The organism is Pseudomonas sp. FBCC-B1565, assembly GCF_059133265.1.
In genome coordinates this window covers 227,365-251,027 of sequence record NZ_CP101438.1, presented here as the reverse complement: position 1 = coordinate 251,027, position 23,663 = coordinate 227,365, and the positions used below count along the sequence as shown (strand labels likewise).

Below are 23,663 nucleotides of genomic sequence, written 5' to 3'. Positions count from 1 at the left end.
CGGACACTACCACAGCGTCACAAATAAACAAGACAGCCTCAGGCGTGGGCCCGGCGCTGCTCGGCCTCGGCGCAGATGATCCGGCGCCGTGCATCGTCGGCAGAGCGCCATTCACGGATGTCTTCCACATGGCGGAAGCAGCCGAGGCAGACTTTCTGCTCATCCAGGCGACACAAACTGATACAAGGTGACGGCACCGCCGGGCTGACATTACTGAACAGTGGCTTGGGCGGACGTACGGTTGCAGACTGGGTCACGATCAAATCTCGTCGAAGTCCAGCGCTTCGCCGGTATATTCCTCGACCAGGCGCGCGAGCATTTCACCCAACAGCTCCTCACTTTTGTCGCACTGCCATTTGCCGCTTTCTTCGTCATAGTCGAAGTGAACGCCACCGGAACGTGCTGCAAGCCACAGCTGACGCAAAGGCTCCTGGCGGCTGAAGATCAGTTGCTGACCGCTCTCGAACTTGACGGTCAGCACGCCAGCCGAGTTTTCCAGGTCCACGTCCAGGCCGCTGTCATCGAAAATATCTTCCAGCGCCTGCTGGGTCGAATCCACCAGGTCGTGAAAACGGGCTTCGGTCAAACTCATTGTGGCAACCTCAAAAGTGTCTGGTTTTGCTCAAGCGCCGCACGATACGGGCGAGCCCCGCCGATTGCAAAGGATACCGATTCCATCGCGATTGGCGGTACGAAATATCCACGGCCAGCGTAGTCCACTTCGTAACCATGTCGGCAAACCCCCGCCGGACGGGTATTCCAGCGCATAGGCAAGCTGGCGGGTGGTCGGTATACTCGGGCGCAATTAATGCATATTCAAGGATTTCGCCATGAAGCGCCTGATCTCTTCCCTTGCTGCGCTCGTCGCGGTCGCTTGCCTCGTTAGTGCCTGTGGTCAAAAAGGCCCGCTGTACCTGCCTGATGACAGCAAAGACCCGAATGAACAGGCGCAATCGTCGCAAAAACCATCCAAAGCGCATAAGCACGACACCTACGAATAAGGGTACTCCATGGACGCTTTTAACTACCGGGACGGCGAGCTGTTCGCGGAAGGCGTGGCGTTGTCCGCGATTGCCCAGCGCTTTGGCACCCCGACCTATGTGTACTCCCGTGCGCATATCGAAGCCCAGTACCGCTCGTTCACCGATGCGCTCGACGGCGTGCCGCACCTGGTGTGCTACGCGGTCAAGGCCAACTCCAACCTGGGTGTACTGAATGTCCTGGCGCGCCTCGGCGCTGGTTTTGACATCGTCTCCCGTGGCGAGCTGGAACGTGTACTGGCGGCTGGCGGCAAGGCGGACAAGATCGTGTTCTCCGGCGTCGGCAAGACCCGCGAAGACATGCGCCGCGCCCTGGAAGTCGGCGTGCATTGCTTCAACATCGAGTCCACCGACGAACTTGAGCGCCTGCAGGTCGTGGCCGCCGAGATGGGCGTTCGCGCGCCGATCTCCCTGCGCGTCAACCCGGACGTCGACGCCGGCACCCACCCGTACATTTCCACCGGTCTCAAAGAGAACAAGTTCGGCATCGCCATTGCCGACGCCGAAGACGTGTACATCCGCGCCGCCCAACTGCCGAACCTGGAAGTGCTGGGCGTCGACTGCCATATCGGCTCGCAACTGACCAGCCTGCCACCGTTCCTGGATGCCCTCGATCGCCTGCTTGCGCTGATCGACCGTCTCGGTGAATGCGGCATCTACCTGCACCACATCGACCTCGGTGGTGGTGTAGGCGTGCGTTATCGCGACGAAGAGCCGCCGCTGATTGCCGACTATATCCAGGCCGTGCGCGAGCGCATCGAAGGCCGCGACCTGACGCTGATGTTCGAGCCGGGCCGCTATATCGTCGCCAACGCGGGCGTGCTGCTGACCCAGGTCGAGTACCTCAAGCACACCGAGCACAAAGACTTCGCCATCATCGACGCGGCGATGAACGACCTGATCCGCCCGGCGCTGTACCAGGCCTGGATGAATGTCACCGCCGTGACGCCTCGCGCCAGCGAAGCCCGCGCCTACGACATCGTCGGCCCGATCTGCGAGACCGGCGACTTCCTGGCCAAGGATCGTCAGCTGGCCCTGGAAGAAGGCGATCTGCTGGCCGTGCATTCGGCTGGTGCCTATGGGTTTGTCATGAGTTCCAACTACAACACCCGCGGGCGTACCGCCGAGGTGCTGGTGGACGGTGATCAAGCGTTTGAAGTGCGTCGCCGCGAGACGGTAGCCGAGTTGTATGCTGGCGAAAGCCTGCTGCCGGAGTAAGCCATGCTGCTGCGTTTTACCAAGATGCACGGGCTGGGCAATGATTTCATGGTCCTCGACCTGGTCAGCCAGCACGCGCATATCCTGCCCAAGCACGCTAAACAGTGGGGCGATCGTCACACTGGCATTGGTTTCGACCAGTTGCTGATCGTCGAGGCACCGAGCAACCCGGAAGTGGATTTCCGTTATCGGATCTTCAACTCCGACGGTTCCGAAGTGGAACAGTGCGGCAACGGTGCGCGCTGCTTCGCGCGTTTTGTGCTGGACAAGCGCCTGACCGCCAAGCGGCAGATCCGCGTCGAGACCAAGAGCGGCGTGATCGAGCTGGATATCCGCAGCGATGGCCAGATCAGCGTCAACATGGGCGCGCCACGCCTGGTGCCGGCGGATATTCCGTTCCAGGCCACCGAGCAGGCCGTCAGCTATGCGCTGGACGTGGACGGCAAGACCGTCGACATCGCTGCAGTGTCCATGGGCAACCCCCATGCCGTGCTGCGGGTCAACGACATCAACAACGCGCCGGTGCATGAGCTGGGCGCGAAAATCGAACACCACCCGCGCTTTCCGGCACGGGTGAATGTGGGCTTCCTGCAGGTGATCGACCGTACCCGCGCGCAATTGCGCGTGTGGGAACGCGGCGCCGGCGAAACCCAGGCCTGCGGCACCGGTGCGTGCGCCGCTGCCGTGGCCGCGATCAGCCAGGGGTGGATGGATTCGCCACTGCTGATCGACCTGCCCGGCGGACGCTTGTCCATCGAGTGGGCAGGCCCTGGCCACCCGGTGATGATGACCGGGCCGGCCTCGCGCGTATACGAAGGACAGGTCCGTCTATGAGTGAGCCAAGCCAATGACCGATAAGCCTCAAGTACCCGCACCCGCTACCCCGAGCGACAGCCTGGAGGCCGCCACTGTTGCGGCGTACCTTGAGGCTAACCCGGACTTCTTCGTCGAGCACGAAGAGTTGCTGCCGGCACTGCGCATCCCCCATCAACGTGGGGATACCGTATCGCTGGTGGAACGGCAGATGAAGATCCTGCGCGAGCGCAACATTGAAATGCGCCACAAGCTCTCGCACCTGATGGACGTCGCCCGCGACAACGATCGCCTGTTCGAGAAAACCCGCCGCCTGATCCTGACCCTGATGGACGCCACCAGCCTGGAAGAAACGGTGATCGCGGTGGAAGACAGCCTGCGCCAGGACTTCCAGGTGCCATTCGTGAGCCTGATCCTGTTCAGCGACAACCCGATGCCGGTGGGTCGATGGGTCAGCGGCAGCGACGCACAAACCGCAATCGGCGGCCTGCTGTCCGAGGGCAAGACCATCAGCGGCACCTTGCGCGAGCATGAGCTGGACTTCCTGTTCGGCGCCGAACAGCGCAAGCAGATCGGCTCCACCGCCGTCGTCGCCCTCAGTCATCAAGGCCTGCATGGCGTGCTGGCCATCGCCAGCCGCGATCCTCAGCACTACAAAAGCTCCGTGGGCACCTTGTTCCTGACCTACATCGCCGAAGTGCTGGGCCGCGTCCTGCCGCGGTTCACCACCGCCCTGCGCGCGGTGCGCTAGCCATGGAACGGCAACTGGACGCTTACTGCGCTCACCTGCGCAACGAGCGCCAGGTGTCGCCCCATACCCTGGAAGCCTATCGGCGGGACTTGAACAAGGTCCTGGCGTACTGCGAGAAACAACGGATCGACAGCTGGAAGGCCCTGGATATCCAGGGCCTGCGCAGCCTGATCGCGCGCCTGCACCAGGCCGGCCAATCCTCGCGCAGCCTGTCACGCCTGCTCTCGGCGGTGCGCGGGCTCTATCACTACCTGAATCGCGAGGGCCTGTGCGACCACGACCCGGCCAACGGCCTGTCGCCGCCCAAGGGCGAGCGGCGCCTGCCCAAGACCCTGGACACTGACCGTGCCCTGCAACTGCTCGATGGTGCGGTCGAGGATGACTTCCTGGCCCACCGCGACCAGGCGATTTTGGAACTGTTCTATTCCTCGGGCCTGCGCCTTTCTGAGCTGACCGGCCTGAACCTGGATCAACTGGACCTGGCAGACGGCCTGGTGCAAGTGCTCGGCAAGGGCAGCAAGACCCGTGTCCTGCCGGTAGGCCGCAAGGCACGGGAGGCGTTGCAGCTGTGGTTGCCGCTGCGCCTGTTGACCAACCCGGCGGACGATGCGGTGTTCGTCAGCCAGCAAGGCCGGCGTCTTGGACCAAGGGCGATTCAGGTGCGGGTGAAGGCCGCCGGGGAGCGAGAGCTGGGGCAGAACCTGCACCCACATATGCTGCGACACTCTTTCGCCAGCCATCTGCTGGAATCGTCCCAGGACCTGCGCGCGGTGCAAGAGCTACTGGGCCACTCCGATATCAAAACCACACAGATCTATACCCATCTGGATTTCCAACACCTGGCAACGGTGTACGACAGCGCCCACCCACGGGCCAAACGCATCAAGGACGGCGACTCATGAGTATCAAGCTGATCACCTTCGACCTGGACGATACGCTCTGGGACAACGTACCCGTCATCATCAGCGCCGAAGCGTCGATGCGCGAATGGCTGGCGCTTAACGCCGCCAAAGTCGGCGATTTGCCGCTGGAGCACTTCGCCAGTCTTCGCCAGCAGGTGCTGGAGCGCCATCCTGAGCTGAAACACCGCATCAGCATCCTGCGCCACCGGGTGTTGATGCATGCGTTTGAAGAGGCTGGTTATCCACAGCCTGAGGCCACGGAAATGGCGGATGTGTGCTTCGAAGCCTTCATCCACGCGCGCCACCAGCTCACCCCGTTTCCCGAAGCCGAGCCCATGCTCAAGGCACTGCGTCAGCACTTCCTGCTGGGTGTGATCACCAACGGTAATGCGGATGTGCAGCGCGTTGGCCTCGCGGACTACTTCCATTTTGCGCTGCGCGCCGAAGATATCGGCATCGCCAAGCCGGATGCGCGGTTGTTTCAGGAGGCGTTGCAGCGTGGTGGCGTAGACGCTGGTGCGGCGGTGCATGTTGGCGATCACCCGGGGGATGATATTGCCGGGGCGCAGCAGGCGGGGTTACGGGCGGTGTGGTTTAACCCGACGGGTAAGGTATGGGAGGGAGACAAGCGACCGGATGCGCAGATTCGTAGCCTGACAGAGTTGCCGGAACTGCTGCGCAGCTGGAAGTAATACCACAGGTCAAAATGTGGGAGGGGGCTTGCCCCCGATTACAGTGGGTCAGCCAATATATTCGTTGGCTGATACGCCGCTATCGGGGGCAAGCCCCCTCCCACATTTTTTATCGCCGGTGACCTCCAGGCCTTTACTCAAGGCATGAAAAAGCCCACAGCGACGGCGGGCTTTTTCTTACAAGCAGGTGACGGACCTCAAATAGGTCGGCTGCCGTACTTGTTATCCGGCTTCTTCGGTGGGTCTGCCACCACGTTGGCCTCGACTTCCTGCACTTTGCCGCCTTTAGCGAGGAATTCTTCCATCGCACGGGCCAGGGCATCACGCTCTTTGTTCTTGGCTTCAACGCTTGGCAATTCGTCTACCGACACAGCTGCCTTGGCTTTGCCTTTGGCGGCCGGGACAGGTGCATCATCGCCACCGTCGTCGTCGGCAACGTCTTCCGCCGCCGCTTCGAGGCCTTCTTCGGTGTCGTCTTCGTCACCTACTTCGAGTTCGTCGTTTTCCAGATCATCGTCGCTCATGTTCTACCTCATGACTTGCGAAAAGCAGATTAGTTATAGCCCAGCTTCACCCTCTGTCGACGGCTGCCGGAAAAAAATCAACATCCACTGGTTAACCAGTGGCTTATGCCCCATCACCGTGCAAGGTGGCGAGGATTTTACGAGCACCGCCATGATCACGGTGCTCGCCCAGATAAACACCTTGCCAGGTCCCCATCGCCAAGCGGCCGGCCTTCACCGGCAAACTCAGCTGGCAGCCCAGGAGACTGGCCTTGAAGTGCGCCGGCAGGTCGTCCGGACCTTCGTCGTTGTGTTCGAACCCTGCACGGCCTTGCGGCACCAGCGAATTGAAATAACGTTCGAAGTCACGGCGTACCGCCGGGTCGGCATTCTCGTTGACGGTCAACGAGGCCGAGGTGTGCTGCAGCCACAGATGCAACAAGCCCACACGACAGGCCTTCAATTCAGGCAAGCCGGCCAGCAACTCATCGGTTACCAGGTGAAAGCCCCGGGGCTTGGCCCGCAGGGTAATCAGGGTCTGTTGCCACATACAGTTCTCCGCCCATCGGCGCGCATTCTAGCGCGCTCAGGGAAAAAACAAAGTGCCGAATACGCCTACATGCCTGTAAGACATTGGCATGCGGAAAAGTGCCGTGTGCATCCCATCACAAACATCGCTTAAAAACCGCTACAGCGTGTTACGACTGACAAACACCAGGCAAAAAAATGCCCGGCAAGCCGGGCATCTTTTTTTCGCGTACTTACAAGTTGTAGCCGCGTTCGTTGTGTTGCGCCAGGTCGAGGCCGACCGCCTCTTCCTCTTCGGTCACCCGCAGGCCCATGACCATGTCCAGCACCTTGAGGATGATGAACGTCACGATAGCGGTGTAGATCACCGTGAAGCCGACGCCTTTGGCCTGGATCCAGACCTGTGCAGCCACGTCAGTCACCGTGCCGAAGCCGCCCAGTGCTGGGGCTGCGAACACACCGGTGAGGATCGCACCGACGATACCGCCGATACCGTGCACACCGAATGCGTCCAGGGAGTCGTCGTAACCCAGCTTGCGCTTGAGGCTGGTGGCGCAGAAGAAGCAGATCACACCGGCGACCAGGCCGATCACCAGGGCGCCCATTGGGCCTACGGTGCCAGCAGCCGGAGTGATTGCCACCAGGCCCGCCACCACACCCGAGGCGATGCCCAGTGCGCTTGGCTTACCGTGAGTGATCCACTCGGCGAACATCCAGCCCAGCGCCGCAGCAGCGGTAGCGATCTGGGTGACCAGCATCGCCATGCCGGCAGTGCCGTTGGCCGCAGCGGCAGAGCCGGCGTTGAAGCCGAACCAGCCGATCCACAGCATCGCCGCGCCGATCAGGGTGTAACCGAGATTGTGCGGTGCCATCGGGGTGGTCGGAAAGCCTTTACGCTTGCCGAGCACGATGCACGCCACCAGGCCAGCCACACCGGCGTTGATGTGCACCACGGTGCCGCCAGCGAAGTCGAGCACTCCCCAGTCACCCAGCAACGAACCCGGACCGCCCCACACCATGTGGGCAATCGGCGCATACACCAGGGTGAACCAGACGCCCATGAAGATCAGCATCGCGGAGAACTTCATACGCTCGGCGAACGCACCGACGATCAGCGCCGGGGTGATGATGGCGAAGGTCATCTGGAAGGTGACGAACACCGCCTCAGGGAACAGCGCCGCAGGGCCGGTGATGCTCGCCGGGGTCACACCCGCGAGGAACAACTTGGACAAACCGCCCACGAACGAGTTGAAGTTGACGACGCCCGCTTCCATCCCGGTGGTGTCGAACGCCATGCTGTAGCCGTACACGAACCACAGGATGGTGATCAGGCCGGTGATGGCGAAGCACTGCATCATCACGGAAAGAATGTTTTTGGAGCGCACCATGCCGCCGTAGAACAGCGCCAGGCCTGGAATGGTCATGAACAGCACCAGCGCGGTGGATGTGAGCATCCACGCCGTGTCGCCGGAATTGAGGACTGGAGCCGCCACTTCGTCTGCCGCCATGGCCAGGCTTGGCATTACGATGGACAACAGGGCTCCGAGCCCTGCGAATTTACGCAGAGTCATATTGTTTTCTCCTGGGGCGTTGGGGTTTGGCGGCTTAGATTGCGTCGGTATCGGTTTCGCCGGTACGGATGCGAATAGCCTGTTCCAGATTGACCACGAAGATCTTGCCGTCACCAATCTTGCCGGTGTTGGCAGCCTTGGTTATCGCCTCGATAACCCGGTCAAGATCCTTGTCGTCAATGGCGACATCAATCTTCACCTTCGGCAGGAAATCGACTACGTATTCCGCGCCGCGATACAGCTCGGTGTGACCCTTCTGCCGACCGAAGCCTTTGACCTCAGTAACGGTAATGCCCTGCACGCCGATCTCGGACAACGACTCGCGTACATCGTCCAACTTGAACGGCTTGATGATGGCAGTGACTAGCTTCATGAAAACTCTCTCCCGAATTGGTGGACTTGCCCCAGGAAAACAAACCCGTCTCAAGTCTAAGCGCAGTGCCTGGCTTTGTAACGCGTCGTCGCCTCGGCATTTGCCGTTGCGACGCCAGCGAACCACTGGTGACGAAACCTGTACCCCTGATCCGTCGGCGCACTGCATTCGTCACAGCGACTGCATCAGTGCATGGGTCATGATCGTCTAAGCAGAAACCTTGCCAGCTCCGTAAAAATCACTGAAATCAGTCCTTTGCCCACTTTCTCCCAACTGCGGGGCTTTTTGATGGCGGCAATGCGCACAAAAACAGTGCGCCACCGCCCGGCCCGCTGCGCGAAAAGCGTGCGCTCGCCGCCACGGAAAAGACTATAGACGCTGCGTGATACACTGCCGGCCAACAGTTTTCCGGAATATTTCCCATGCTCGCGCCCAAAGACCTCCTCGACGCCCTGAGCGGCCACGCCTCTCGCCTGTTCAGCGGCGACACCCCGCTGCCCCGCAATGAAATCGAAAGCCAGTTCAAGGCGCTGCTGCAAAGCGGCTTCAGCAAGCTCGACCTGGTGAGCCGGGAAGAGTTTGATAGCCAGATGGTGGTGCTGGCCCGCACGCGGGCGCGGTTGGAGAGCCTGGAGGCGAAGGTAGCGGAGTTGGAAGCTAGGTTGACGCCGCCCTCTGCTGAATAAACGCGGTCAGTGTGGGAGCTGGCTTGCCTGCTCCCACATAAAGCGCTGCGAACGACTCTGGATACGTTCTGTAAAACCTCCCTCGCCTCGCATTTCCCCACCTCGTCTACCCTTGAAAAACCCGCAGGAAGCGGCCCTCTTTTCAAGGAACGAGCATGTCCCTCGCCATCGTCCACAGCCGCGCCCAGATCGGCGTCGAAGCGCCTGCCGTCACCGTCGAAGTGCACATGGCCAATGGTTTGCCGTCCCTGACACTCGTCGGCTTGCCGGAAACAGCCGTCAAGGAAAGCAAGGACCGGGTGCGTAGCGCCATTCTCAACTCCGCCCTGCAATACCCCGCCCGACGCATCACCCTCAACCTGGCGCCCGCCGACCTGCCCAAGGACGGCGGGCGCTTTGACTTGGCGATTGCGTTGGGCATCCTGGCGGCCAGCGTGCAGGTGCCAGCCTTGCTGCTCGACGACGTGGAATGTCTGGGAGAATTGGCGCTGTCCGGCGAGGTGCGCGCAGTGAAAGGCGTGTTGCCTGCGGCATTGGCGGCGCGCAAGGCCGGGCGCACCGTGATAGTGCCTCGGGCGAATGCCGAGGAAGCGTGCCTGGCCTCGGGGTTGAAGGTGATCGCGGTGGATCATTTGCTGCAGGTGGTGGCGCACCTGAATGGGCATCAGCCTATAGAACCCTACAAATCCGACGGCTTGCTGTACCTGAACAAGCCATACCCGGACCTGAGCGAAGTACAGGGCCAGCTCGCCGCCAAGCGCGCATTGCTGATTGCAGCGGCGGGCGCGCATAACCTGCTGTTCAGCGGCCCGCCCGGCACCGGCAAGACCTTGCTCGCCAGTCGCCTGCCGGGTTTGTTGCCGCCGTTGAGCGAGCAGGAAGCCCTGGAAGTGGCGGCGATCCAGTCGGTCGTCAGCCTTGCGCCGCTGAGTCACTGGCCACACCGACCGTTTCGCCAGCCGCACCACTCTGCCTCAGGTCCGGCATTGGTGGGCGGCGGGTCGAAACCGCAGCCGGGGGAAATTACCCTGGCCCATCACGGCGTGCTGTTCCTCGATGAGTTGCCTGAGTTCGACCGCAAGGTGCTGGAGGTGCTGCGCGAGCCTCTGGAATCGGGTCACATCGTCATCTCCCGCGCCCGCGATCGCGTCAGCTTCCCGGCCCGCTTCCAACTGGTAGCCGCCATGAACCCCTGCCCTTGCGGGTACATGGGCGAACCCAGCGGGCGTTGTCGCTGCACGCCGGAGCAGATTCAGCGCTATCGCAACAAGCTCTCCGGCCCCTTGTTGGACCGTATTGATTTGCACCTCACTGTGGCGCGAGAAACCACCGCATTGAACCCAACCCAGCAGGCGGGCGATAACACCGCCGAGGCATCGGCACGGGTCGCCCAGGCCCGCGATCGCCAACAGCAACGCCAGGGCTGTGCAAATGCGTTCCTTGATCTGCCGGGGCTGCGCAAGCACTGCAAGCTGACGAAGACCGATGAAGGCTGGCTGGAAACCGCCTGTGAACGGCTGACACTATCCCTGCGCGCTGCCCATCGCCTGCTCAAAGTGGCGCGTACCCTGGCCGACCTTGAGCACGCCGAGAGCATTACTCGACCGCACTTGGCGGAAGCGTTGCAGTATCGGCCCGCGGCCGTCGGCTAGGGTGCCTCTGGGAAGTCCAACAGCAGGCGCGCCACTTCCATCACTTCATCCAAGGCCGCTTCCGCCGACTCCATGGAGGGTTTGAGCATCAGGTCGTCGGCATAGCCCATCGCCACGGCAAAGATCTGGCGGGCAGCGCGTTGTGGCGAGTCACAACGCAGGACATTGGCAGCCACACCCCGCTCGATCACCTCGGCGAGCATGCCTTGCCATTGGGCGTTGATCGCCAGGTAAGCCTGGGCCATTTCCGGGTCCTGCATCGCTTCGTCCCAAGCATCCAGCCACAGTGCCCACCCTGCATCAGCGGTGCTTGGCAGGCAGTCACGCAAAAAACCCACAAAGGCGTCCAGGGGCGCTGCTTCTGCCAGGGGCGCGCGCACTTCGTCCAACTGTTCGTTGGCAAACCGCACGAAGGCTTCGCGGCGCAGTTCCTTCCAGTCGCTGAAGTAGTGATAGACATGGCTGCGGGACAGGCCGGCATGTTCGGCCAGGTCGCGGGTGGACACATCGGCAAAACCCTTGCTGCGAAACAGCTCAAGGGCGGCGGCGATGATCTGGTCTTTACGGTCGATACGCGACATGGGCAATTCCTTCCAGGCACCGGCAGATAAGCGGCGCTTGCTTTTTGAGCGATCGCTCAAGGATACTTGAGCAGTCGCTCAATAATAGCGTCTATCACTCCTTTGGTGCACCCCATGTCATCCGCCACACCTCAAATCCTGATCGAAGAAAGCCGGAAAATCGGCCAGCAATCCGCCGGCCAGACGCTCAAGGCCATTGCCAAAGCCTATCCGGGCAAGCTGTTTGCCACGCTGTCGCTGGTCGCGCTGGAGAACGCGCTGCTGCTGGCCTACCCGTTGTTTGCCGGGTTTGCGGTGGACGCGATCATCCGTGGCGACGCCAGCAACGCGCTGTTCTACGCCGCCGTGGTCCTGGCATTCTGGGTGGTCGGCGCGGCGCGGCGGGCGTTGGATACGCGGACCTTCACACGGATCTACGCCGATCTGGCGGTGCCGGTGATCCTCAATCAACGCCTGCAGAACCACAGCACGTCGAAATCGGCGGCACGGGTGGTGCTCGCCCGGGAGTTCGTCGACTTCTTTGAAAAGCATGTACCGATCATTGCCACGGCGCTGGTGTCGATTATCGGCGCGGCGGTGATGTTGATCGTGATCGAGCCCTGGGTAGGCCTGGCGTGCCTGGGCGCACTGGTGCTGTGCATCACGTTGTTGCCACGCTTTGCCCGGCGCAACCAGGAGCTGCATGAACGGCTGAACAACCGGCTGGAAAAAGAAATCGGCCTGGTGGAAAAGGTCGGCGCACCGACCCTGCGGCGCCACTACCAAGTGCTTTCACGCCTGCGCATCTGGCTGTCGGATCGTGAGGCGGCTGCGTACCTGTTTCTGGGTACGCTGGCCGCCTTGCTGTTTGTGGTCGCCATCAGCCAATTGGCGCTGTCACCCGCGGTCAAGGCTGGCCATATCTACGCGGTCATGACCTACCTGTGGACCTTCGTCACCAGCATGGACGAAGCCCCCGGCATGGTCGACCAACTGGCGCGCCTGAAGGACATCGGCAAGCGCGTTGACCCTGGCCTGGGCGATCGCTAGGCCTCAACGAAACCGGTCCACCTCATGCCGCAAGCCCGCCGCCAGGGTTTCGAGTTCCTTGGCGGTGATCGCCAGGTTCGACACCACTTCCCGCTGCTCGCTGTTGGCCAGCGCAATGCTCTGCAGGTTACTGCTGAGCAAGGTCGCGGTGCTGCTCTGTTCCTGGGTGGCGGTGGTAATCGCAGCAAACTGCTGACCGGCCGAGCGGCTTTGCTCGTCAATACGCGCCAGGGCCGACGCCACGTCGGCGTTACGCGACAGGCCTTCCTGCATCAACACATTGCCGCGCTCCATGGTGCTGATGGCGTTGCCGGTTTCCTGCTGGATGCTCTGGATCATTCCGGAGATTTCGTCAGTGGCCTCCCGGGTACGCGACGCCAGGTTGCGCACCTCATCGGCGACCACGGCAAACCCACGGCCTTGTTCACCGGCGCGGGCGGCCTCGATGGCGGCGTTGAGCGCCAGCAGGTTGGTCTGTTCGGCAATCGAGGTGATCACGCCGACGATTCCGCCGATCTCTTGGGAGCGTTGGCCCAGGGTGTTGATCACCGTGGCCGTGCTGTTGAGCGCGGTGGCGATGTGTTCCAGGGATGACGACGCCTCTTGCATCGAGTTGCGCCCGATGCGGGTCTGTTGGGCGTTTTCCTGGGCAAGGCGTTCGGTGCTGCCCATGTTGTCGGCAATGTTCAGCGAGGTGGCGCTGAACTCTTCCACCGCCCCGGCCATGCTGGTGATCTCGCCGGACTGCTGCTCCATGCCTTCATAGGCGCCACCGGACAAACCGGACAGCGCCTGGGCACGGCTGTTGACCTCTTCGGCCGCCTTGCGGATATGCGAGACCATGGTCGACAGCGCTTCACCCATCTGGTTGAAACTGCGCGCCAGTTGGCCGATTTCGTCATGGCTGGACACGTTCAAGCGTGCGCTCAAGTCGCCCGCGCCCAAGGCTTCGGCCTGGCGCACCAGGTCGCCCAACGGCGCCAGCTTGCTGCGCAGCAGCCACACCGTTGCACCGACCGCCAGCAGCATGGCCAGCACGCTGCCGATCACCAGGCGGATACCGACGTCCCACGTCACCGAGCGGATTTCGGCCTTGGGCATGCTCGCGACCACGGCCCACGGCCCGCCTTCGAAAGGCACCGACACGCTGTAGAAGTCTTCGTTCTTGTCTGCCCAGAAGCGCCCTGTACCCGGCGTCTTGGCCAGGTCCAGCATCACGGGAATGGCTTGATCCAGCGCCTGCACGCCCGCCGGCGGCACCAGCCAGCGCTTCTGTTCATCCAGCAAGGCGAGGGAGCCGGTCTGGCCGATGCGGAAACGCTTGAGGTTGTCGAACTGGGCATTCTGCGCATCGGTGTAGTCGAACCCGATGAACAACACCGCGATCACCTGGCCACTGCTATCGCGCACTGGGCTGTACTGAGTCATGTAGGAACGGTCGAACAACACCGCCCGACCGATATAGGTCTGCCCGCTGAGCACCCGCTGGTAGGCCGGGCCCTGGCGATCCAGCACCGTGCCGATGGCGCGGTTGCCGTCCTGCTTGGTCAACGAGGTGCTGATACGGATAAAGTCCTCGCCGCTGCGCACGAATACCGTGGCCACGCCACCGGACATCTGCTTGAACTCATCCACTTCATTGAAGTTGTTGTTCAGCACCTGATTGCCCAGGTACAGACTTGGGGTCTGCACACCGGCCACAGTCACAGGCTGGTCCGCATGCACGCTCAAACCGGCGCCGAAGCGTTTTTCAAACAGCCCGCTCAAACGCTGGGTACTTTCGCGCAAGGTGCTGTGGAAGGTGTTGAGTTGGTCGGCGAGCAAACGCGCTTCGCTGGCCAGGTGCTCCTCGCGGGTGGCGAGGTTGGCGGAGTCGAGCGAACGCAAGGCAAACACGGTGCTGCCGCTGATGACGACAGCCAGAATCACGGCTAATGCCAGGCCTAACTGGGAGGCTATCCGGGCGCGAGGTTGAGACATGAAGGCTCCTGGCCGAGGCCAGGATCATCCTGATCTCATAGCGCTGCTCGGCAAATTATCTGGTGGGAAACGTTGGTGCACGATGGTTCCAACACACCTACTTCGGCGAGCCGAGGCAATACTTGAGCGATCCGCAGGGGTATCACGCAAACGATTGCACGAACAGTCTGTCGCCCCTCACTCGAGGCGTTCGACCTGGGGCAATTCCATCGCCTTGACTTCCGCCTGCAGAAACTCCGCCAGGCGCCGCAAACGCTCGCCGCCGGGGCGGGTTTTCGGCCATACCAGGTAGTAGTTTTCGCCACTGGCCACCGCCGTTGGCCAAGGCAGGCTCAGGCGCCCCTGGGCCACGTCTTCGGCCACCATCAGCAAGTCGCCCATGGACACACCGTAACCCCGCGCAGCGGCGATCATGCCCAGTTCGAGAGTATCGAACACCTGGCCGCCCTTGAGCGACACCTGGGACGCCAACCCCATGCGTTGCAGCCAATTGCGCCAGTCGCGACGGTCGGGCGTGGGGTGCAGCAGTTCGGCGGTGGCCAGTCGCGCAGCATCCCACGGCCCATCCTCCAACAGGTTCGGTGCACCTACCGGGATCAGCAATTCCGGGAACAGGTAGCTGGCCTCCCAGTCCGCCGGAAAGTGCCCGTAGCTCAGCAACACTGCGCAGTCGAAGGGCTCCTGGTTGAAATCCACCTCGTCCACGCTCATCCAGGCGCTGGTCAGTTGCACTTCATTGCCCGGCTGCAACGCCCGGAAGCGGCTCAGCCGCGCCAGCAGCCAGCGCATGGTCAGGGTAGACGGCGCCTTCATGCGCAGGATGTCGTCTTCGGCGTTCAGGGTATGGCAGGCCCGTTCCAGCGCGGCGAAACCTTCGCGCACGCCCGGCAAGAGCAGGCGCGCCGCTTCGGTGAGCTGCAAGGTGCGGCCGCTGCGCTGGAACAGGCGACAGGCGAAATGCTCTTCCAGCGTGCGGATATGCCGGCTCACCGCACTTTGCGTGATGGAGAGCTCCTCCGCTGCCCGGGTGAAGGAATTGTGCCGCGAGGCGGCCTCGAATGCGCGCAAGGCATACAGCGGGGCAAGACGTCGAGACATCGGCAGATTCCTACAGAGCAATACCGCACCCTACCAGATCAGCAGGCATGAGTTTAAGTCATGTACATCATCGCTTTAATCCTTTTGTGTAATGAACCGAGAGCGCCGAGAATCAAGCCTTCCCAACCTTCTGACTTTTCGAGCGTGATGATCATGCAACATCCGGCACGTACCGAACTCTGGGCCATTCTGCGGCTGTCAGGGCCGTTGATTGCCTCACAGTTGGCGCACATGCTGATGGTGCTGACCGACACCCTGATGATGGCGCGCCTGAGCCCCGAAGCCCTGGCCGGTGGCGGCCTGGGCGCGGCGACCTACTCGTTCGTGGCGATTTTCTGCATCGGCGTGATTGCCGCCGTGGGCACTCTGGTGGCCATCCGTCACGGCGCGGGCGATATCGAAGGCGCCACCCGCCTGACCCAGGCCGGGCTATGGCTGGCGTGGCTGATGGCCCTGGCGGCCGGTTTGCTGCTGTGGAATCTCAAGCCTGTGCTGCTGATGTTTGGCCAGACCGAGACCAACGTGCACTCGGCCGGGCAATTCCTGACGATCTTGCCCTTCGCCCTGCCCGGTTACCTGAGTTTCATGGCCCTGCGCGGCTTCACCAGCGCAATCGGCAAGGCGACGCCGGTGATGGTGATCAGCCTTGGCGGTACGGTAATCAACTACCTGCTCAACCACGCGCTGATCGAAGGCATGTTCGGCCTGCCCAAGCTTGGCCTGATGGGCATCGGCCTGGTCACAGCCATCGTCGCCAACGGCATGGCGCTGACGCTGATGTGGTACATCCGCAGCAACCGCACCTATGCGGCCTACCCACTGAGTACCGGCCTGCTGCGCCTCAACACCCAGTACCTGCGCGAGTTGTGGCGCCTGGGCCTGCCGATCGGCGGCACCTATGCGGTGGAGGTCGGGCTGTTCGCGTTTGCGGCACTGTGCATGGGCACCATGGGCAGCACGCAGTTGGCCGCGCACCAGATCGCATTGCAGATCGTCTCGGTGGCGTTCATGGTGCCGGCGGGGATGTCCTACGCGGTGACCATGCGCATCGGCCAGCACTACGGCGCCGGGCAGTTGCTGCATGCGCGCCTGGCCGGTCGTGTCGGCATTGGCTTTGGCGCGGCGATCATGCTGGGATTTGCTGGCGTGTTGTGGCTCTATTCCGACCCGCTGATCGGCCTGCTCATCGACCACAACGACCCGGCGTTCCACGACGTGATCGTCCTGGCCGTCAGCCTGCTGGCCGTCGCCGCCTGGTTCGAACTGTTCGATGGCGTGCAGACCATCGCCATGGGCTGCATTCGCGGGCTCAAGGACGCCAAGACCACCTTCCTGATCGGCGCGGGTTGCTATTGGTTGATTGGCGCACCGTCGGCCTGGCTGATGGCCTTCACCCTGGGCTGGGGACCGACCGGCGTGTGGTGGGGCCTGGCGTTGGGCCTGGCGTGCGCGGCGGTGAGCCTGACCTGGGCGTTTGAGGCAAAGATGAAGCGGATGCTTCGCCAGGAGCCTGAACCTCAAGGCTCATTCCAAGCCGAGGCCCTGCACGATTAACAATGTGGGAGGGGGCTTGCCCCCGATTGCGGCGTGCCCGTCACTGGTTTTTTGACTGACCCACCGCAATCGGAGGCAAGCCTCCTCCCACTTTTTGATTGGATTGCCACCTCAGCCCAGCAGCGCTTGCTGGCTTTTGCCGAAAGTCAGGTACTCCACCAACTCCGGCAACGGCAGCGGCTTGCTGATCAGGTAACCCTGGGCCTGGTCGCAGCCAAACAAACGCAGCAGCGCCAGTTGCTCAGGCGTTTCAACACCTTCGGCCACCACTTCCAGGTTGAGGTTGTGCGCCAGGTTGATCATAGCATGCACCAGCTTGCGGTTTTCTTCGCGCTCCTCCATACCGCCAACAAAGCTCTTGTCGATCTTCAACAAGGCAATCGGCAGGCTGTTGAGGTGCACGAACGATGAGAAGCCCGTACCGAAGTCATCCAGGGAAAACCGCACACCCAGGCGGCCGAGGGCATCCATGGTCTGCTTGACCAGGTCACTGCGGCGCATCACGGCGGTTTCGGTCAGCTCGAACTCCAGCCATTGCGCCTCCACGCCCCGCTCGGCAATCAGCCGACTGAGGGTCGAGAGCAACTGACTGTCCTGGAACTGGCGGAACGAGAGGTTGACCGCCATGTGCAACGGCGGCAGGCCACGTTCGCGCAGGTCTTGCATGTCGCGCAGGGCCCGGGAGATCACCCAGTAGCCCAGCGGCACGATCAGGCCGCTTTGCTCGGCCAGTGGCACGAACTCACTCGGCGGCAACAGGCCGCGCTCGCCATGGCGCCAGCGCACCAGGGCTTCCAGGCCGACGATATGGCCGTCGTCCAGGTCCAGGCGCGGCTGGTAATGCAGCTCCAGTTCGTCACGGCGCAAGGCGCGGCGCAGCTCGCTTTCCAGGTCGGCGAGGCTGCGCGCGTTGCGGTTGATACGTTCGTTGAAGATATGAAAAGTGCAGCCCTGGGTGCTCTTGGCCTGCTGCATGGCGATATGAGCGTGCCACATCAGCGGGTCGGCACCGGCACGGGCCCTGGCATGGGCCACGCCCAGGCTACAACCGATCAGCAGGCTTTCGCCATCCACCCAATAGGGCTCGGCCATGACTTCGGTGATGCGCTCGGCCATCCACTCGGCACGCTGGGGCGCACGACGGGTGTCGATCAGCAGGGCGAATTCATCGCTGCCCAGGCGCGCCAGTTGGTCGCCGACCTCGAGCTGGCTCTTGAGCCGCGACACCACTTGCAGGATCAACCGGTCGCCGGCCTGGTGGCCGAGGGCATCGTTGGCGTGGCGGAAGTTGTCGAGGTCCAAGTGGCCGAGGGCCAGGCCACGGCCTTCATTCTCGGCCAGGCGCGCGGTCAACAGGGTCTGGAAGCCCTGGCGGTTGGCAATGCCGGTGAGCGGGTCCTGTTCAGCCAGGCGTTGCAGGGTGTTTTCCAGCACCCCACGCTCGCGGACGTGGCGCAGGCAGCGGCGCACTGTATCGGCATCCAATACATCACGCACCAGCCAATCGCTGACGCCAAGCGGTGAAACCAGCGGCTCCTGTTCCAGCAACAACACACACGGCAGGCTGCAACGGCCAGGCCCGGGTTGCAGGCCGGGCGTGGTCAAGAGTACGGCGCTGTGGTCGTCATCGAACAGACGGCTCACGGATTCCCAGTTTGGTGCGCTGATCAGCACAGCCCCATCGCCCATCGGCGCCAGGCACTCGCGCAATAACGCTGCCCACGCGGGCTCATCGGCCAGCAGCAGCAAACGCAAGGGTTCGACAGGCGTAGACAAGCTAGCTCCCTAGACTCTGCAAAAATTCGTGGCGACGCGCATTATGACGTGCGGCCTGAGAATCACCAATGATAGGGGTTATCAAACACGCGAACTGTGAACATTAGCCTCAAAACAACCCTCACATCCTGCGGCAAAGTATCAAAACCGGCAAATTTAGATCGAGTGGTACGTCACACTGTCGTTCTGACAGAGCAGAATCCTGCCAGCCTGTTAAAATGCCCGCCCTTTTGAACAACGACTCCCTGAATTCTGTATGTCCCGACTCAATCCCCGGCAGCAAGAAGCCGTGAACTACGTCGGCGGCCCTCTATTGGTGCTCGCCGGCGCAGGCTCCGGCAAGACCAGCGTGATCACCCGCAAGATCGCGCACCTGATCCAGCAGTGCGGCATCCGCGCCCAGTACATCGTCGCCATGACCTTCACCAACAAGGCTGCGCGGGAAATGAAAGAGCGCGTCGGCACCCTGCTCAAGGGTGGCGAAGGCCGTGGCCTCACCGTGTGTACCTTCCACAACCTGGGCCTGAACATCATCCGCAAGGAGCATGCGCGGCTGGGCTACAAGCCGGGCTTCTCGATCTTCGACGAGACCGACGTGAAGTCGCTGATGACCGACATCATGCAAAAGGAATACGCAGGCGACGATGGCGTGGACGAGATCAAGAACATGATCGGCGCCTGGAAAAACGACCTGATCCTGCCGCCCCAGGCCCTGGAAAATGCACGCAACCCCAAGGAACAGACTGCCGCCATCGTCTACACCCACTACCAGCGCACGCTCAAGGCGTTCAACGCGGTGGACTTCGACGACCTGATCCTGCTGCCGGTAAAGCTGTTCGAGGAACACGCCGACATCCTCGAAAAATGGCAGAACAAGGTGCGCTACCTGCTGGTGGACGAATACCAGGACACCAACGCCAGCCAATACCTGCTGGTAAAAATGCTGATCGGCAAGCGCAACCAGTTCACCGTGGTCGGCGACGACGACCAGTCGATCTACGCCTGGCGTGGCGCCCGCCCGGAAAACCTGATGCTGCTCAAGGACGACTACCCGTCCCTGAAAGTGGTGATGCTGGAGCAGAACTACCGCTCCACCAGCCGCATCCTGCGCTGCGCCAACGTGCTGATCTCGAACAACCCCCACGAATTTGAAAAACAACTGTGGAGCGAGATGGGCCACGGCGATGAGATCCGCGTGATCCGCTGCCGTAACGAAGACGCCGAAGCCGAGCGCGTGGCCGTCGAGATCCTCAGCCTGCACCTGCGCACCGACCGGCCCTACAGCGATTTCGCGATCCTCTATCGCGGCAACTACCAGGCCAAGCTGATCGAGCTGAAATTGCAGCACCACCAGGTGCCGTATCGCCTGTCGGGCGGCAACAGCTTTTTCGGACGTCAGGAAGTAAAAGATCTGATGGCCTACTTCCGCCTGATCGTGAACCCGGACGACGACAACGCCTTCCTGCGCGTAATCAACGTGCCGCGCCGCGAAATCGGCTCGACCACCCTGGAAAAACTCGGCAACTACGCCACTGAACGCAAGATCTCGATGTACGCCGCCACCGACGAAATCGGCCTGGGCGAACACCTGGACTCGCGCTTCACCGATCGCCTGTCGCGCTTCAAGCGCTTCATGGACAAGGTGCGTGAGCAATGCGCCGGCGAAGACCCGATCAGCGCGCTGCGCAGCATGGTCATGGACATCGACTACGAGAACTGGCTGCGCACCAACAGCTCCAGCGACAAGGCCGCGGATTACCGCATGAGCAACGTCTGGTTCCTGATCGAAGCGCTGAAGAACACCCTGGAAAAAGACGAAGACGGCGAGATGACCGTCGAAGACGCCATCGGCAAGCTGGTGCTGCGCGACATGCTCGAACGCCAGCAGGAAGAGGAAGACGGCGCCGAAGGTGTACAGATGATGACCTTGCATGCGTCCAAGGGCCTGGAATTCCCCTACGTGTTCATCATGGGCATGGAAGAGGAAATCCTCCCGCACCGCTCCAGCATCGAAGCCGACACCATCGAAGAAGAACGCCGCCTGGCCTACGTGGGCATTACCCGCGCGCGTCAGACCCTGGCCTTCACCTTTGCCGCCAAGCGCAAACAGTACGGCGAAATCATCGATTGTGCGCCCAGCCGGTTCCTGGATGAACTGCCGCCGGATGACCTGGCCTGGGAAGGCAATGACGACACCCCGACCGAGGTGAAGGCCGTTCGCGGCAACACCGCCTTGGCGGACATACGCGCGATGTTAAAGCGCTAGAATCGACTACTTTTCAATCTACTTTCGGCGCATAGCGCGCCATTAGAGGAAGCTTTCCGTGGAAGCACTGCACAAGAAAATTCGCGAAGAAGGCATCGTGCTTTCCGATCAGGTACTCAAGGTTGACGCCTTTCTGAACCACCAGATCGACCCGGCGCTGATGAAGCTGATCGGCGACGAATTCGCCGCACTGTTCAAGGACTCGGGCATCACCAAGATCGTCACTATCGAAGCATCGGGCATCGCACCGGCGATCATGACCGGCCTGAACCTGGGTGTACCGGTGATCTTCGCGCGCAAGCAACAGTCCCTGACCCTGACGGAAAACCTGCTGTCGGCAACGGTGTATTCCTTCACCAAGAAAGTCGAAAGCACCGTGGCAATCTCCCCGCGCCACCTGACCAGCAGCGACCGGGTGCTGGTGATCGATGACTTTTTGGCCAACGGCAAGGCGTCCCAGGCGCTGATCTCGATCATCAAGCAGGCCGGCGCGACCGTCGCCGGTTTGGGGATCGTGATCGAGAAGTCGTTCCAGGGTGGGCGTGCGGAATTGGATGCACAGGGTTATCGGGTTGAGTCGCTGGCGCGGGTCAAGTCGCTGGAAGGTGGCGTCGTTACCTTCATCGAATAACCCCTGCCTCAAAGTGGTTGTAACAGTGGGAGGGGGCTTGCCCCCTCCCACATTGACCCTGTGTTGCCTGTCAGTGCGCGGTGGCCTGTAGGCCGGCGAGTAGGAGCCGCTGGTACAGATCCTCTTTCAGCCCCTCCGGCTTACCTAACCGCATCCGCTCCAGATGCTTGGGAAACACCTCCGGTTCCGGCGCATCCAACGCCGCCTTGCCCAGCTCCAGAATCTCCGTCAGCTTGAATTTGCTCTTGAGCCAGTTCAGCGCCCGCAACAAATCCCGTTCTTCATCAGTGAAATCACTGCCCAGCGGATACTCCGGAAACAACCGACGATGGCGTGCCTGAATCCCCTGCAAGCGCTCCGGCGTGTTATCGGCAAAGCGCGGATCCAGCTGGAAATCCTTGGGCAGCTTGCCGGCCTTTTGCGCCTCCTTGATCAAATCGTCCTGGAAGCGTGAGTCGGTGATATTGAGCAACGCCTCGATCACCTTGGCATCCGTCTGCCCGCGCAAGTCTGCAATGCCATATTCGGTGATGACAATATCCCGCAGATGCCGGGGAATGGTGCAGTGGCCGTAGTCCCAGACGATATTGGAACTGACCTCCCCCGCTGACTCGCGCCAACTGCGCAAAATCAGAATCGACCGCGCACCTTCCAGCGCATGGCCTTGGGCCACAAAGTTGTACTGCCCGCCCACACCACTGAGCACACGACCGTCTTCCAACTGGTCGGCCACGCCCGCGCCGAGCAGCGTCACCATGATCGCGCTGTTGATAAACCGTGCATCCAACCGCTGCAGGCGCTTGAGTTCTTCCTGGCCGTACAGCTCGTTGATGTAGCTGATGCGGGTCATGTTGAATTCGAGGCGCTTGGCGTGGGTCATTTCCTGCAGGCGCTGGTAGAAACTGCGCGGGCCAAGAAAAAAGCCGCCGTGGATCGAAATGCCGTCAGGCTGCGCCGCATCGTCGAGCGTGCCGGCGTTGGCCTGCTGTTGCGTCGCCACATCCGGGTAGACCTTGCGACGGATAATCCCCGCGTCCGCCAGTACCAACAGGCCGTTGACGAACATTTCGCTGCACCCGTAAAGCCCCCGGGCGAAGGGGTCGACACCGCCTTCACGGCTGATCAGCGGTGCCCACTGGTACACGTCCAGGTCGGTCAGCAGCGAGCGATAGGACTCATTGTCGGCCTGGCGCGCCAGCAACGCGGCGGTCAGCGCATCCCCCATGGAGCCGATGCCGATCTGCAAGGTGCCGCCATCGCGCACCAGGGTGCTGGCATGCAAGCCGATAAAATGGTCCTGGAAACCCACCGGCATATTCGGCGTGGAGAACAACGTGGTGCTGTCTTTTTCATCGATCAGGTAATCGAAGGCATCCATGCCCAGCTCAGAGTCGCCGGGCATATAGGGCAAATCGCTGTGGACCTGGCCAACGATCAGCACGGTTTCACCGGCATCACGGCGCTTGGCGATCATCGGCAACAGGTCGAGGGTGATATCCAGGTTGCAGCTCAGGCTCAGGCGATCCGGATGTTCGCTGCTGCTGGCGACCAGTTGCGCCACCAGGTTCAAGCCCGCTGCGTTGATGTCGCGAGCGGCGTGGCTGTAGTTGCTGCTGACGTAATCCTGCTGCGCCGACTCGCTGTGCAGCAAGCTGCCCGGCTGCATGAAGAACTGCTGCACATGGATATTTTTCGGAAGGCTGTCGTTGTGCAGGTCGGCGAGGAAATCCAGCTCGGGGTAATCGCCGAACACCCGCTCGATAAAGGGTTCGAGAAAGCGTTTCTGCAAACCATCGCCCATCGTCGGGCGGCCCAGGCTCAACGCGGTATAGATGGTCAGCGCCCGCTCCGGCAACTTGGCGATGCGCCGGTACAAGGCATTGGCAAACCGGTTCGGCTTGCCTAGCCCGAGGGGCATGCCCATGTGGATATGCGCCGGCAACCGCGCCAGTACGTCGTCAACTGCTTGCTCGATTGAACACAACTGCACCATCCGACCCTCCTGAACATTCCATGATT

Annotated in this window: 23 protein-coding genes; 12 read left to right on the top strand and 11 right to left on the bottom strand. The window is 61.8% G+C overall.

What is annotated here, in order from left to right:
* Positions 1 to 38: 38 nt before the first annotated feature.
* Positions 39 to 257 (bottom strand): DUF1289 domain-containing protein, encoded by a 219-nt coding sequence (locus NL123_RS01075; RefSeq protein ID WP_248485309.1) that lies wholly within the window; start codon positions 255 to 257, stop codon positions 39 to 41.
* 2 nt (positions 258 to 259) lie between these two features.
* On the bottom strand, positions 260 to 592 hold the full coding sequence (gene cyaY / locus NL123_RS01070) for an iron donor protein CyaY (RefSeq protein ID WP_248485311.1): 333 nt from the start codon (positions 590 to 592) through the stop codon (positions 260 to 262).
* Positions 593 to 830: 238 nt separating this feature from the next.
* On the opposite strand from cyaY, the gene lptM reads away from it, so the two are divergent.
* The 6 genes from lptM to NL123_RS01040 are packed head-to-tail and all read left to right on the top strand — an operon-like array spanning position 831 to position 5,416.
* Positions 831 to 1,001 (top strand): LPS translocon maturation chaperone LptM, encoded by a 171-nt coding sequence (gene lptM / locus NL123_RS01065; RefSeq protein WP_010207449.1) that lies wholly within the window; start codon positions 831 to 833, stop codon positions 999 to 1,001.
* Between the two features lie 9 nt (positions 1,002 to 1,010).
* A complete protein-coding gene (gene lysA, locus NL123_RS01060) occupies positions 1,011 to 2,258 on the top strand; it encodes a diaminopimelate decarboxylase (RefSeq protein WP_494357070.1) in 1,248 nt (415 codons plus the stop codon).
* Positions 2,259 to 2,261: 3 nt separating this feature from the next.
* Entirely contained in the window at positions 2,262 to 3,092 is an 831-nt protein-coding gene (dapF, locus tag NL123_RS01055; protein ID WP_248485312.1) for a diaminopimelate epimerase, read from the top strand.
* A 13-nt stretch (positions 3,093 to 3,105) separates the two neighbouring features.
* Positions 3,106 to 3,822, top strand: a complete 717-nt coding sequence (locus NL123_RS01050; protein ID WP_071494593.1) for a DUF484 family protein — start codon at positions 3,106 to 3,108, stop codon at positions 3,820 to 3,822.
* 2 nt (positions 3,823 to 3,824) lie between these two features.
* Positions 3,825 to 4,724 carry a tyrosine recombinase XerC gene (xerC, locus tag NL123_RS01045; protein ID WP_058424219.1) on the top strand — a complete coding sequence of 300 codons (900 nt, stop codon included), beginning with the start codon at positions 3,825 to 3,827 and terminating at the stop codon, positions 4,722 to 4,724.
* The gene (locus NL123_RS01040; RefSeq protein WP_494357069.1) at positions 4,721 to 5,416 is read left to right on the top strand and encodes an HAD family hydrolase; all 696 of its coding nucleotides are present in this window, start codon (positions 4,721 to 4,723) and stop codon (positions 5,414 to 5,416) included. Before xerC ends, NL123_RS01040 begins: the two co-directional genes overlap by 4 nt.
* A 197-nt stretch (positions 5,417 to 5,613) precedes the next feature.
* Here NL123_RS01040 and sutA read toward each other — a convergent pair whose 3' ends face one another.
* From sutA to glnK, 4 genes are all read right to left on the bottom strand, one after another.
* On the bottom strand, positions 5,614 to 5,940 hold the full coding sequence (sutA, locus tag NL123_RS01035; protein WP_015886504.1) for a dormancy-specific transcriptional regulator SutA: 327 nt from the start codon (positions 5,938 to 5,940) through the stop codon (positions 5,614 to 5,616).
* A 103-nt stretch (positions 5,941 to 6,043) separates the two neighbouring features.
* Complete coding sequence (locus NL123_RS01030; protein WP_248485316.1) at positions 6,044 to 6,469, bottom strand: secondary thiamine-phosphate synthase enzyme YjbQ; 426 nt, start codon at positions 6,467 to 6,469, stop codon at positions 6,044 to 6,046.
* Positions 6,470 to 6,680: 211 nt separating this feature from the next.
* Positions 6,681 to 8,018: an ammonium transporter gene (locus NL123_RS01025; RefSeq protein ID WP_248485318.1), complete on the bottom strand. Its 1,338-nt coding sequence runs from the start codon at positions 8,016 to 8,018 to the stop codon at positions 6,681 to 6,683.
* Positions 8,019 to 8,052: 34 nt separating this feature from the next.
* Positions 8,053 to 8,391 carry a P-II family nitrogen regulator gene (glnK, locus tag NL123_RS01020; protein ID WP_002555808.1) on the bottom strand — a complete coding sequence of 113 codons (339 nt, stop codon included), beginning with the start codon at positions 8,389 to 8,391 and terminating at the stop codon, positions 8,053 to 8,055.
* Between the two features lie 422 nt (positions 8,392 to 8,813).
* Between glnK and NL123_RS01015 the strand changes: the two genes are divergently transcribed.
* Positions 8,814 to 9,077 carry an accessory factor UbiK family protein gene (locus NL123_RS01015; RefSeq protein WP_071488052.1) on the top strand — a complete coding sequence of 88 codons (264 nt, stop codon included), beginning with the start codon at positions 8,814 to 8,816 and terminating at the stop codon, positions 9,075 to 9,077.
* Between the two features lie 155 nt (positions 9,078 to 9,232).
* Complete coding sequence (locus NL123_RS01010; protein ID WP_248485325.1) at positions 9,233 to 10,729, top strand: YifB family Mg chelatase-like AAA ATPase; 1,497 nt, start codon at positions 9,233 to 9,235, stop codon at positions 10,727 to 10,729.
* Here NL123_RS01010 and NL123_RS01005 read toward each other — a convergent pair.
* Positions 10,726 to 11,310 (bottom strand): TetR/AcrR family transcriptional regulator, encoded by a 585-nt coding sequence (locus NL123_RS01005; RefSeq protein WP_248485327.1) that lies wholly within the window; start codon positions 11,308 to 11,310, stop codon positions 10,726 to 10,728. The genes NL123_RS01010 and NL123_RS01005 overlap by 4 nt on opposite strands.
* A 114-nt stretch (positions 11,311 to 11,424) precedes the next feature.
* Between NL123_RS01005 and NL123_RS01000 the strand changes: the two genes are divergently transcribed.
* Entirely contained in the window at positions 11,425 to 12,339 is a 915-nt protein-coding gene (locus tag NL123_RS01000) for an ABC transporter six-transmembrane domain-containing protein (protein WP_248485328.1), read from the top strand.
* A gap of 3 nt (positions 12,340 to 12,342) precedes the next feature.
* On the opposite strand, the gene NL123_RS00995 is transcribed toward NL123_RS01000, so the two are convergent.
* Together NL123_RS00995 and NL123_RS00990 are read right to left on the bottom strand one after the other, a co-directional pair.
* Positions 12,343 to 14,319: a methyl-accepting chemotaxis protein gene (locus tag NL123_RS00995; RefSeq protein ID WP_494357068.1), complete on the bottom strand. Its 1,977-nt coding sequence runs from the start codon at positions 14,317 to 14,319 to the stop codon at positions 12,343 to 12,345.
* Between the two features lie 177 nt (positions 14,320 to 14,496).
* Positions 14,497 to 15,417, bottom strand: coding sequence for a LysR substrate-binding domain-containing protein (locus tag NL123_RS00990; RefSeq protein ID WP_494357067.1), 921 nt, complete (start codon positions 15,415 to 15,417; stop codon positions 14,497 to 14,499).
* Between the two features lie 147 nt (positions 15,418 to 15,564).
* Between NL123_RS00990 and NL123_RS00985 the strand changes: the two genes are divergently transcribed.
* Positions 15,565 to 16,971: a NorM family multidrug efflux MATE transporter gene (locus NL123_RS00985; protein WP_494357066.1), complete on the top strand. Its 1,407-nt coding sequence runs from the start codon at positions 15,565 to 15,567 to the stop codon at positions 16,969 to 16,971.
* 111 nt (positions 16,972 to 17,082) lie between these two features.
* On the opposite strand, the gene NL123_RS00980 is transcribed toward NL123_RS00985, so the two are convergent.
* On the bottom strand, positions 17,083 to 18,747 hold the full coding sequence (locus NL123_RS00980) for a putative bifunctional diguanylate cyclase/phosphodiesterase (RefSeq protein ID WP_058424227.1): 1,665 nt from the start codon (positions 18,745 to 18,747) through the stop codon (positions 17,083 to 17,085).
* A gap of 256 nt (positions 18,748 to 19,003) precedes the next feature.
* Here NL123_RS00980 and rep point away from each other — a divergent pair, with 256 nt between their 5' ends.
* Together rep and NL123_RS00970 are read left to right on the top strand one after the other, a co-directional pair.
* A complete protein-coding gene (rep, locus tag NL123_RS00975; RefSeq protein WP_248485333.1) occupies positions 19,004 to 21,013 on the top strand; it encodes a DNA helicase Rep in 2,010 nt (669 codons plus the stop codon).
* 58 nt (positions 21,014 to 21,071) lie between these two features.
* Positions 21,072 to 21,644, top strand: coding sequence for a xanthine phosphoribosyltransferase (locus NL123_RS00970; RefSeq protein WP_025856334.1), 573 nt, complete (start codon positions 21,072 to 21,074; stop codon positions 21,642 to 21,644).
* Positions 21,645 to 21,714: 70 nt separating this feature from the next.
* Here NL123_RS00970 and NL123_RS00965 read toward each other — a convergent pair whose 3' ends face one another.
* Positions 21,715 to 23,637 (bottom strand): acetyl-CoA hydrolase/transferase C-terminal domain-containing protein, encoded by a 1,923-nt coding sequence (locus NL123_RS00965; protein ID WP_494357065.1) that lies wholly within the window; start codon positions 23,635 to 23,637, stop codon positions 21,715 to 21,717.
* Positions 23,638 to 23,663: the final 26 nt, after the last annotated feature.

Coding starts and splice junctions, on each gene's coding strand:
- NL123_RS01030 (WP_248485316.1), bottom strand. CDS start 6,469: ATGTGGCAACAGACCCTGATTACCCTGCGGGCCAAGCCCCGGGGCTTT.
- NL123_RS01050 (WP_071494593.1), top strand. CDS start 3,106: ATGACCGATAAGCCTCAAGTACCCGCACCCGCTACCCCGAGCGACAGC.
- lysA (WP_494357070.1), top strand. CDS start 1,011: ATGGACGCTTTTAACTACCGGGACGGCGAGCTGTTCGCGGAAGGCGTG.
- lptM (WP_010207449.1), top strand. CDS start 831: ATGAAGCGCCTGATCTCTTCCCTTGCTGCGCTCGTCGCGGTCGCTTGC.
- sutA (WP_015886504.1), bottom strand. CDS start 5,940: ATGAGCGACGATGATCTGGAAAACGACGAACTCGAAGTAGGTGACGAA.
- NL123_RS00965 (WP_494357065.1), bottom strand. CDS start 23,637: ATGGTGCAGTTGTGTTCAATCGAGCAAGCAGTTGACGACGTACTGGCG.
- cyaY (WP_248485311.1), bottom strand. CDS start 592: ATGAGTTTGACCGAAGCCCGTTTTCACGACCTGGTGGATTCGACCCAG.
- NL123_RS01000 (WP_248485328.1), top strand. CDS start 11,425: ATGTCATCCGCCACACCTCAAATCCTGATCGAAGAAAGCCGGAAAATC.
- NL123_RS01015 (WP_071488052.1), top strand. CDS start 8,814: ATGCTCGCGCCCAAAGACCTCCTCGACGCCCTGAGCGGCCACGCCTCT.
- NL123_RS00990 (WP_494357067.1), bottom strand. CDS start 15,417: ATGTCTCGACGTCTTGCCCCGCTGTATGCCTTGCGCGCATTCGAGGCC.
- NL123_RS00995 (WP_494357068.1), bottom strand. CDS start 14,319: ATGTCTCAACCTCGCGCCCGGATAGCCTCCCAGTTAGGCCTGGCATTA.
- xerC (WP_058424219.1), top strand. CDS start 3,825: ATGGAACGGCAACTGGACGCTTACTGCGCTCACCTGCGCAACGAGCGC.
- NL123_RS01010 (WP_248485325.1), top strand. CDS start 9,233: ATGTCCCTCGCCATCGTCCACAGCCGCGCCCAGATCGGCGTCGAAGCG.
- NL123_RS01005 (WP_248485327.1), bottom strand. CDS start 11,310: ATGTCGCGTATCGACCGTAAAGACCAGATCATCGCCGCCGCCCTTGAG.
- NL123_RS01040 (WP_494357069.1), top strand. CDS start 4,721: ATGAGTATCAAGCTGATCACCTTCGACCTGGACGATACGCTCTGGGAC.
- dapF (WP_248485312.1), top strand. CDS start 2,262: ATGCTGCTGCGTTTTACCAAGATGCACGGGCTGGGCAATGATTTCATG.
- NL123_RS00985 (WP_494357066.1), top strand. CDS start 15,565: ATGATCATGCAACATCCGGCACGTACCGAACTCTGGGCCATTCTGCGG.
- rep (WP_248485333.1), top strand. CDS start 19,004: ATGTCCCGACTCAATCCCCGGCAGCAAGAAGCCGTGAACTACGTCGGC.
- glnK (WP_002555808.1), bottom strand. CDS start 8,391: ATGAAGCTAGTCACTGCCATCATCAAGCCGTTCAAGTTGGACGATGTA.
- NL123_RS01025 (WP_248485318.1), bottom strand. CDS start 8,018: ATGACTCTGCGTAAATTCGCAGGGCTCGGAGCCCTGTTGTCCATCGTA.